At 62.7% G+C, this 7,904-nt stretch carries 8 protein-coding genes and 1 pseudogene; 5 read left to right on the top strand and 4 right to left on the bottom strand.

From position 1 onward, the window contains the following. On the top strand, positions 1–928 hold a 928-nt coding region (locus tag OB03_RS12690; protein WP_461344389.1), incomplete at its 5' end, for an HRDC domain-containing protein. Between the two features lie 83 nt (positions 929–1,011). Then, positions 1,012–2,508, top strand: a complete 1,497-nt coding sequence (locus OB03_RS12685; protein ID WP_461344388.1) for a S41 family peptidase — start codon at positions 1,012–1,014, stop codon at positions 2,506–2,508. Here the strand turns inward: OB03_RS12685 and OB03_RS12680 are convergent. Beyond that, a complete protein-coding gene (locus OB03_RS12680) occupies positions 2,505–3,437 on the bottom strand; it encodes an alpha/beta fold hydrolase (protein ID WP_461344387.1) in 933 nt (310 codons plus the stop codon). The genes OB03_RS12685 and OB03_RS12680 overlap by 4 nt on opposite strands. 112 nt (positions 3,438–3,549) lie before the next feature. Here OB03_RS12680 and OB03_RS12675 point away from each other — a divergent pair, with 112 nt between their 5' ends. Next, positions 3,550–4,038, top strand: coding sequence for a hypothetical protein (locus OB03_RS12675; RefSeq protein ID WP_242912792.1), 489 nt, complete (start codon positions 3,550–3,552; stop codon positions 4,036–4,038). 36 nt (positions 4,039–4,074) lie between these two features. Here the strand turns inward: OB03_RS12675 and hisN are convergent, their stop codons facing one another. Together hisN and OB03_RS12665 are read right to left on the bottom strand one after the other, a co-directional pair. Then, positions 4,075–4,857, bottom strand: coding sequence for a histidinol-phosphatase (gene hisN, locus OB03_RS12670; protein ID WP_461344386.1), 783 nt, complete (start codon positions 4,855–4,857; stop codon positions 4,075–4,077). A 120-nt stretch (positions 4,858–4,977) separates the two neighbouring features. Continuing rightward, positions 4,978–5,196 (bottom strand): annotated as a pseudogene (locus OB03_RS12665) (helix-turn-helix domain-containing protein); the annotation flags it as partial. Positions 5,197–5,379: 183 nt separating this feature from the next. Between OB03_RS12665 and OB03_RS12660 the strand changes: the two are divergent. Continuing rightward, positions 5,380–5,637, top strand: a complete 258-nt coding sequence (locus tag OB03_RS12660; RefSeq protein ID WP_242912789.1) for a GlsB/YeaQ/YmgE family stress response membrane protein — start codon at positions 5,380–5,382, stop codon at positions 5,635–5,637. A 71-nt stretch (positions 5,638–5,708) separates the two neighbouring features. Here the strand turns inward: OB03_RS12660 and OB03_RS12655 are convergent, their stop codons facing one another. Next, on the bottom strand, positions 5,709–6,161 hold the full coding sequence (locus tag OB03_RS12655) for a superoxide dismutase (protein WP_461344385.1): 453 nt from the start codon (positions 6,159–6,161) through the stop codon (positions 5,709–5,711). Positions 6,162–6,311: 150 nt separating this feature from the next. On the opposite strand from OB03_RS12655, the gene OB03_RS12650 reads away from it, so the two are divergent. After that, on the top strand, positions 6,312–7,904 hold a 1,593-nt coding region (locus OB03_RS12650), incomplete at its 3' end, for a phosphatidylglycerol lysyltransferase domain-containing protein (protein ID WP_461344384.1).

The following is a 7,904-nucleotide window of genomic DNA, read 5'->3' as shown; positions in this document are numbered from 1 at the left end:
GCGCTATGTCATCCACTGCGATCCGCCGGGTAGCCTTGAGGCCTATTGGCAGGAAGTGGGCCGTGCGGGCCGCGATGGCGAACCGGCCGAGGGCATCACCCTGTTCGGGCCATCCGATATTGCTTGGTCGCTGCGCCGCCTCGAAGGCCGCCCGATGGCCGAAGAGGTCAAACAGGTTCAAACCCGCAAGGTGCGCCAGTTGTTCGCCATGCTGGACGGGGCCACCTGCCGCCCGCAGGCCGTGCGTCGATACTTCGGTGAGAGCGCTGCCGAGCCTTGCGGCTGCTGCGACATTTGCGGTGATCCGCCGATCACCTTCGATGCTCTGGTTCCTGCGCAAAAGGCACTGGCCGCCGTGCAGCGTCTGGGTGAGCGGTTCGGTCGCACCCGCGTCGTCGATCACCTGACCGGACGCACCAAGGATGTTCAGCCATGGGAAAGCGGCCTGTCGACCTTTGGCATCGGATCGGACCTCAGCATCCTCGGCTGGCGCGATGTGATCGACCATCTGATGTTCGAGGGCCTGTTGGTTGAAGACCCCAACGACGGCAAACCGACCTTGCGTCTTGGAGATGCCGAAGCCGTGCGATCCGTCTACCGCGGCGAGCGTTCAGTGCGGGTGCGTCAGGCTCCGGCCCGCGAGGTCGTCGTCGAGAAGCCGCGCCGCAACGCTGGTCGCAACCTGCCCATGGAAAGTCTCGACACCGACGTACGCGCCCGCTTCGAGGCGCTGCGCGGTTGGCGCCGCGACCGTGCCAAGGAACAGGGCGTGCCGCCCTATGTCATCTTTACCGACAAGACGCTCGTGGAGATCGCCGTCCAGTGTCCGCGTGACGAGCATGAACTGAGCCGCATCAGCGGTGTCGGCGCGGGCAAGCTGGATCGCTACGGCAAGGCGGTGCTGGAGACCCTGAACATTACAAACTAGTTCGTTGCGAAGCCCCCTGCGCAATAGCAAACTGCCGATATTGCAAAGGTGGGCTCGGCGCCCGTGTTTCGCGGGAGGGTGCGATGAAATATTCAGGTCTTGCTGCTGTGGTCTGGCTCTTGGCCTCCAGCGCGTATGCCCAGGAAGCTTCTGCGCCCCAGCCGACTATCAATCAGCCGCGCGACTGGGCGCAGACCCTGCGGGACGACGCCCAAGCCGTCCACGCCGCACTGATCGACAGCCATCCCGGCGCCCATGACACCCTCAACCCCGATTTTCACAAACAGGTCGATGCGGGTCTGGCACGCGCTCTGCAGCGCGCCGACCAGACCACCGATGCGGGCGGCTGGTGGTGGGCCCTGCGTGAATACATCGCCAGCTTTAACGATGGCCACGTCAGCATCATGATGAAGGATCAAGGGTTCCAGTTTCAAACCCGCTGGCCCAGATTCCTGACCCGTTTCATTGGTGACGACCAACGGGTCGCGGCGACCCGTGAAGGCGATGCCAGCGTGCCGCCTCTGGGTGCGCGCCTGATAGACTGTGATGGCGTCCCTGCCGATGAACTGGCCGCACGCCGCATCGGCCAGTTTCGAGGGCGCTGGTTCCTGAAAGCCATGCATGTCCGTTTAGGCAGTTGGCTGTTTCAGGATGCGCAGAACCCCTGGATCGCATCTCCAACAACGTGCCGGTTCCAGGTCGACGGCAGTCCCCGCGACTATGCGCTTGAATGGCAGGTCGGCGACGATGAATTGAACGACCAGCTTTCTCGCCTCCGCCCCGCCGCGGGCGACTTTGGCGTAAAGAAGCTTCAGGACGGCGGCTTCTGGATTTCCACGCCCAGTTTCGATGGAAGTCCGCAAGGAACAAGCTATCCCAAGCTGACCGCAGTTCTGGAGGGAATGCAGGCTGAACAGGCTACCCTACGCACCGCGCCCTATGTCGTCCTCGACCTGCGGAACAATGGCGGAGGTTCATCCCACTGGAGCCGTCAGATGGCCAACATCCTGTGGGGCGAGCCGTGGCTCGAAGTGCACAAGATGAAATCGTCGGACGGGGTGGACTGGAGGGCCTCAAAAGCCAACTGGTCGGCACTGGACGCGTTTGCCGCCGACTTGCGCGGCGCGCAGGCAAATCCGGAAGTACTGGGCTATTTGGACACGATGGTCCGAGGCATGCGCACGGCGCAGGAGGCGGGCGAGATCTACTGGCGCGAGGATCTGGGTATCGAGCGCGAGACGGCTGACGCCGTCGTCACCGATCCTGTCCAACAGGTTGCCGGTAAGGTCTATGTCCTGACGGATTCGATGTGCGCGTCCGCCTGCCTTGATGCAGTGGATGTGTGGAAAGCCGCGGGTGCTACTCAGATCGGTCGCGAAACGGCGGCCGACACCGTTTATATGGACACGCGGCTGGAAGATTTGCCCAGCGGCCTTGTTCAAATGGCTGTGCCCATGAAGGTCTATCGCGGTCGGGGGCGAGGCAACAACGTACCCCACCAACCGCAGCACGTCCTTCCGGTCGAGATCATGGATGACGCTGCACTACAAGGCGCTGTGCGCGAGCTTCAGGGGAACTAGCGCAGGAACTCTTGCACCAGACGCCCGAACGTGCGCGGCTGATCGATCATCACCATGTGCTCCGCGCCTTGCACACGCTCGAAACGGGCGGGCTGGCGCAGGTTCATGAAGCTGTAGCGGAACAGGTCGTCAACTACAGCGCGCGGGCTACTGGCATCCGCGCTCCAGCCATAGACGATGGTCACCGGCGCGGTGATGTCGGGCAGACGGTAACGCAGGTCCGTCGTCAGCACCTCGAATACGCCTTGAGCCAGCACGCGGCGATCACCGCCCTGCCATCCCAGCCCATTAAACACGCGGTCGGCACCGTCGCCGAGGTCCAGACCCAGACGGGCAGGATGGCTTCGCAACATGTCATCGCCCAACAGCATCACGCCTTGGTAGGCCAGACGGGCCAAAGGCTCGACGTCGGCTCGGGTCGCCCCGCGATTGATGAGCGACGGGAAGAAGGGCGAGGAGTCCACCAGCATCACCCTGCCGATGCTGTCTCCGCCGTCCGCCGCTATGCGCAGCGCCAACTGCCCGCCCATCGAATGGCCGATCACCGCTGGTCGCTGCAGGCCTTCGGTTTCGATGTAACGGCTGATCTCGGCCGCGACTGCGGTACCCAGATAGCCGCTGGCGTTGCCTTGTGCTGGATATTCGCCAAAGCCGCGCACCGTCACCAGGTGAAGCCGGTACTGCCCCTCGAGTTCAGGCACCAGCTTGGCCCAAACCGCCGATGTCGAAGCCAACCCCGGTATCAGCACCACATCAGGACCATCGGGCCTGCCGCGAACTTCGACGATGATCCGCTCGGACTCGAAGGGTGCTTGAGTCACAGGAGCACCGCGGACAGTTGCCCCCGATCCGGAAGGCTGGGCGGAGGCCCCGAAAGCCATAACAACGGCGCTCAAAACGACGATAATGCTCAGTCTGGTCTTGGCCATGCCGCTACCTTGCAGTGTGAACAGGGCAAAACCTCGACATCGTCCCGCGGTTCCCCATTGCAAAACTGTAACCTTGGGCGAAAATGCACTTACACATGGGGAGGATGTGCAGATGCTTACTCTGTCTATTTTCGCGTTGACCCTCGCAGCCAGTGGCTTCGGCAGCGTCCAGGCTCAAGAAGAATTCGCCGCGCCCGCACAAGCGCAAGCGGCACCCTCCGGTGCCGACTGGAACATCGTGTCGCGCAGCAGTCATACGGTCTTCATGACCGACGTGAACGGCGTCAAACAGACCAACGGTGTCACCATCGCTCAGGTGGCCCGGGTCCCCGCCTCGGGCGACACCGGCAACCTGTCGCACTCGGTGACCGAACTCAGCTTCCGCTGCTCGGCCAACCAGTCAAAGGCCGGCGAGGAAGTCTATTACGCCGCCGACGGATCGGTCGAGGAACGCATTCCGAACGATCTCGATTTCGAGCCGATTCCGGCCAACAGCCTCGACGCTTATGTGAAGGCCGTCGTTTGCGGTGGGGACCGCTCGCCCAAGAGCTTCCCGAGCGTTGCGGCCTTCATCGCTGCGGGGCGTCCTACCCGCGACTAAGATCATTGAAGGGGGCGGCGGCTTCGGCGGCCGCCCTTATCCGTTCAGGCGCGCCAGCGCCGGTGCCGTCAGTGCGGCATCGCCCACTGCCAGCACGCGCCCGTCCTTGGCCGTCGGGGCCTGCCCGTCCCACCCGGTAAAACTGCCGCCTGCCGCCTTCACCAGCGGCATCAGCGCCGACCAGTCCCAAACCTTGAGCTCGCTTTCTGCAACGACGTCGATCCGGCCCGCAGCCAGCATGGCATAGGCATAGGCATCACAGCCATAACGGGCCAGACGCACGCTCGTCTTGAGGCGCTCCCACCCATCACGGTCAGCGCCCTGAAAAATGTCGGCATCGGTCGTCGCTGCCACAGCATCGGCCAGATCGGCGCACGCCCGTGTGCGCAACGCTGTCTGATTTCCTTCGCGGTCGATCAGGCGCGCACCACTGGGGCCGCCAATGAAAATCTCGCCGATATAGGGCTGGCCGACCACACCGATAGTGGGCACACCGCCCTGACGCAGACCAATCAGCGTAGTCCACAGCGGCAGGCCCGAGATGAAGGCGCGAGTGCCGTCGATGGGATCGAGAATCCAGACGGTTTCTGCCTCCGGCCTGTCCTCGCCATACTCTTCGCCAATGATGCCGTGCTCTGGGTAACGCGCCTTGATCGCCTCGCGCAGAGCGCGTTCTGCCGCGCGGTCACCCTCGGTTACAGGATCGAAAGCGCCGGGTCCGGCCTTGTTCACTTCCGCAATGTCGGTGCGGAAAAACGGCAAGGATGCCTTGGCGGCGATCTTGGCCAATTCAACGGCGAAGGCTTCGAGTTCGGTCATGGCCCCTGCCTTACACGCGCTGGTCTGATCCGGCGAGTAGAACAGTGTCCTTGCAAGAAATTACAGTTGATCGGCCTGCAGGGCAGCACGGCTAGGGGCCGTATCAACGAAGCCGTCAGCGTCCTCGAAACCGTCATAGAAATAGCCGAGGTCGATCTCCAGCGCCTTGGCCAGATACCAAAGGCGTGCTGCCGAAATCCGGTTGGCTCCGCACTCGTATTTATGGACCTGCTGGAAGCGGATACCCAGACGATCGCCCAACTGTTGCTGGGTCAGCCCCAGAACGCGGCGGCGGCGACGCAGTCGGCGCCCGATATGCAAATCGATCTCTTTAGCCACACCAACCTCGTCTGTTCCAAAACGACACCATAAGTGCCCACTTTCCGAACGCTTGAGTGGAGGTCAGCAAGCTTGGCGCCGCTTGGCTATGGGCACCCTGCCCCGCCGTGGCGCAACCGACCGGCGCTATTGGCATTATCATACCAAGGCAAAGGCCTTGGAACGTTATTGGGAGACTTGACCATGAGTGGTTTCGGTTGGATCGCGTGGATCCTCATCGGTATTGTAGCCGGCTGGTTGGCCGAAAAGATTATGAAGCGGGAACATGGCCTGCTGACCAACCTGATCGTGGGTATCGCAGGTGCCCTCATCGGCGGCTTCCTCGCCAACAATGTGCTCGGCTTTGACGCCGCAGGTAGCTGGATTGTCGGTATCATTGTCGCCACCGTTGGTGCCGTGATCCTGCTGTTCCTTCTGGGCCTGATTAAAAAGCGCCGCTAAAACCGCGTTTCAGGCACGAAAAAAGGGCGCCCCTTCCGGGCGCCCTTTCTTTTGGTTGGAACCTGCCCGCCTTAGGTGCGCGGTTCGTCAACCGGAGTTTCTGCCGGCTCTTCGGTCGGCTCGTCAGTCGGCTCTGCCGGAGTAGGCTCGGCTGCCGGTGCCGGCTCTGCGCCCGCGATCGGCGCTGCGGTCTGGAAGTCGGATGCGGTCGCATCGACGACGATATCGGTACCTTGTTGCTTAATGCCTGCTACGGACACTGGACGTACCGATCCATCAGCACCGCGAACAGTCAATTCTTGACCGGAAGCGCCATTTTGGACACCCACCAGCTTACCAAGTTCGGTGCCGTCGGCGCTCTTCACAGCCGTACCCGGAGTAAGGGTCAGGCTCTGCGGTTGGGCAGCCTCCTGAGTTGCCGTAGCCGGCGCATCGGCGTCCTGTGGTGCTTCTTGTGCCAGAGCAGGGGCGGCAAACATCAGGGCACCAGCGATACCGGAGAGCAGGGCGGTCTTGCGGATCATGTCGAACTCCTCGATTGGCGAGCTGGGAAGCCGCTCGCTAAAAGGTGAACACGCCGTGTAAAGGATTGTTGCGAGCGCCCAAAAATGACCTTCTAACTGCCACGCATCGGCAAAAAGCGCGGCATCTCGAGACATCCCCCAAGACTCCTTATGACTCAACGACGCAGCCAGACTCTTCACCGCATATTGCGCCGATTGGGCGGTCTGGCTTTCGAGCTGACGCCTCAATTGTTTGCCATCGCCAGCTTCCTGCTCGGCGGGCTAATGCTGCTGTCGGCGGTGACGCCGGAGTTTCATGACCGCTTGAACGCGCTGGATCACTGGGCCGAGCCGCTGGTGATCGACCTCAGCCACTTCGCAGCGAGTGTGACGGGCTTCCTGCTTCTGTTCGTATCGGCGGGCCTGTGGCGTCGCCGCCGCGGGGCCTATTACACCGCATTGGTGGGACTGATCATTGGCGCGGTCTTCTCGATCCTCAAGGGCCTGAACTTCATGCAGGCCGCCGAGATGCTTCTGGCGGCCCTTTTGCTCTGGCCGTGCCGGTCGGCCTTCAACCGCCGCTCACGGCTGGGAGAGCCCCTTCGTCCGGGCTGGTTGTTGATGCTGGCCGCTGCGGTTATCGCCATGGTCTGGCTGGGCTTCTTTGCCTATCGCGAGGTCCCCTACCGCGACGAACTGTGGTGGACCTTCCTAACCGATACGCAGGCGTCCGGCTTTTTGCGGGCAAGCGCGGTTCTGGCCATTCTGACGCTCGTCGTGGCCTTCCGCTCGCTGCTAACGGCCCCCGGTGCGCGCAGCCATGGTCCGGCAACGCCTGCCGATATAGAGCGCGCGCGGCTGGCTCTGGGGCAGGCCGAGGTGGCCCCGCCCGAGGCGCGCTTGGCGCTGCTGGGCGACAAGGCGCTTCTGTTCTCACCCACCGGCTACAGCTTCTTGGCCTATCGTGTACGGGGCCGTCGCTGGATTGCCATGAGCGAACCGGCCGGTCTTGTATCGGAGCGACTGGAACTGCTGTGGTCGTTCGCGCAGATGGCGGACTCCTATGGCGGCGCGCCTGTGTTTTACTCCGTCAGCGAACGCTTGCTGGCTGATCTGGCGACCATGGGCTTGGCGATGCGCAAGGTTGGCGAGGCTGCGGTCGTACCCACCCACAGCTTCTCCACCGAGGGCAAGGGCAAGCAAAACCTGCGAACGGCAGTGAACCGCGCCGAGCGGGAAGGGTCGATCTTCTCGGTCTTGATGCCCGGAGAGGCTGTCGAGCACGAGGCCGAGTTACGTGCTGTCTCCGACGCATGGCTGGACCACCACGAGGGCACGGAAAAAGAGTTTTCACTCGGCCGTTTCGACATCAGCTATCTGAACCAGTCCCCGATTGCCGTTGTGCGCGAAGAGGGGCGCATGGTCGCTTTTGCCAACCTGCTAATGGGCGCGGGCAACAAAGAGGCGATGATCGACCTGATGCGCTATGTGCCGGATGGTCCGCACGGGGTGATGGACTATCTGTTCACCCGCATCGCCCAGTGGTGCCGCGAAACCGGCATCGACCATCTGGACCTTGGCATGGCTCCGCTATCGGGCCTTGAGGACCGCCGCACCTCGCCTGTGTTCGCCCGCGTGGGGGCGCTCATCTTTGAAGAAGCCAATGCCATTTACGGCTTTCAGGGCCTGCGCGCCTACAAAGGCAAGTTCGGTCCCGCCTGGCGCCCGAAATTCATCGCCGCCCCAACCACGACCCCGCTCCCC

Source organism: Brevundimonas sp. GN22 (assembly GCF_054824005.1).
This window is presented reverse-complemented; position numbering and strand designations above follow the sequence as displayed.

Coding starts and splice junctions, on each gene's coding strand:
- OB03_RS12655 (WP_461344385.1), bottom strand. CDS start 6,161: ATGATCCGCAAGACCGCCCTGCTCTCCGGTATCGCTGGTGCCCTGATG.
- hisN (WP_461344386.1), bottom strand. CDS start 4,857: ATGACCGAACTCGAAGCCTTCGCCGTTGAATTGGCCAAGATCGCCGCC.
- OB03_RS12685 (WP_461344388.1), top strand. CDS start 1,012: ATGAAATATTCAGGTCTTGCTGCTGTGGTCTGGCTCTTGGCCTCCAGC.
- OB03_RS12675 (WP_242912792.1), top strand. CDS start 3,550: ATGCTTACTCTGTCTATTTTCGCGTTGACCCTCGCAGCCAGTGGCTTC.
- OB03_RS12680 (WP_461344387.1), bottom strand. CDS start 3,437: ATGGCCAAGACCAGACTGAGCATTATCGTCGTTTTGAGCGCCGTTGTT.
- OB03_RS12660 (WP_242912789.1), top strand. CDS start 5,380: ATGAGTGGTTTCGGTTGGATCGCGTGGATCCTCATCGGTATTGTAGCC.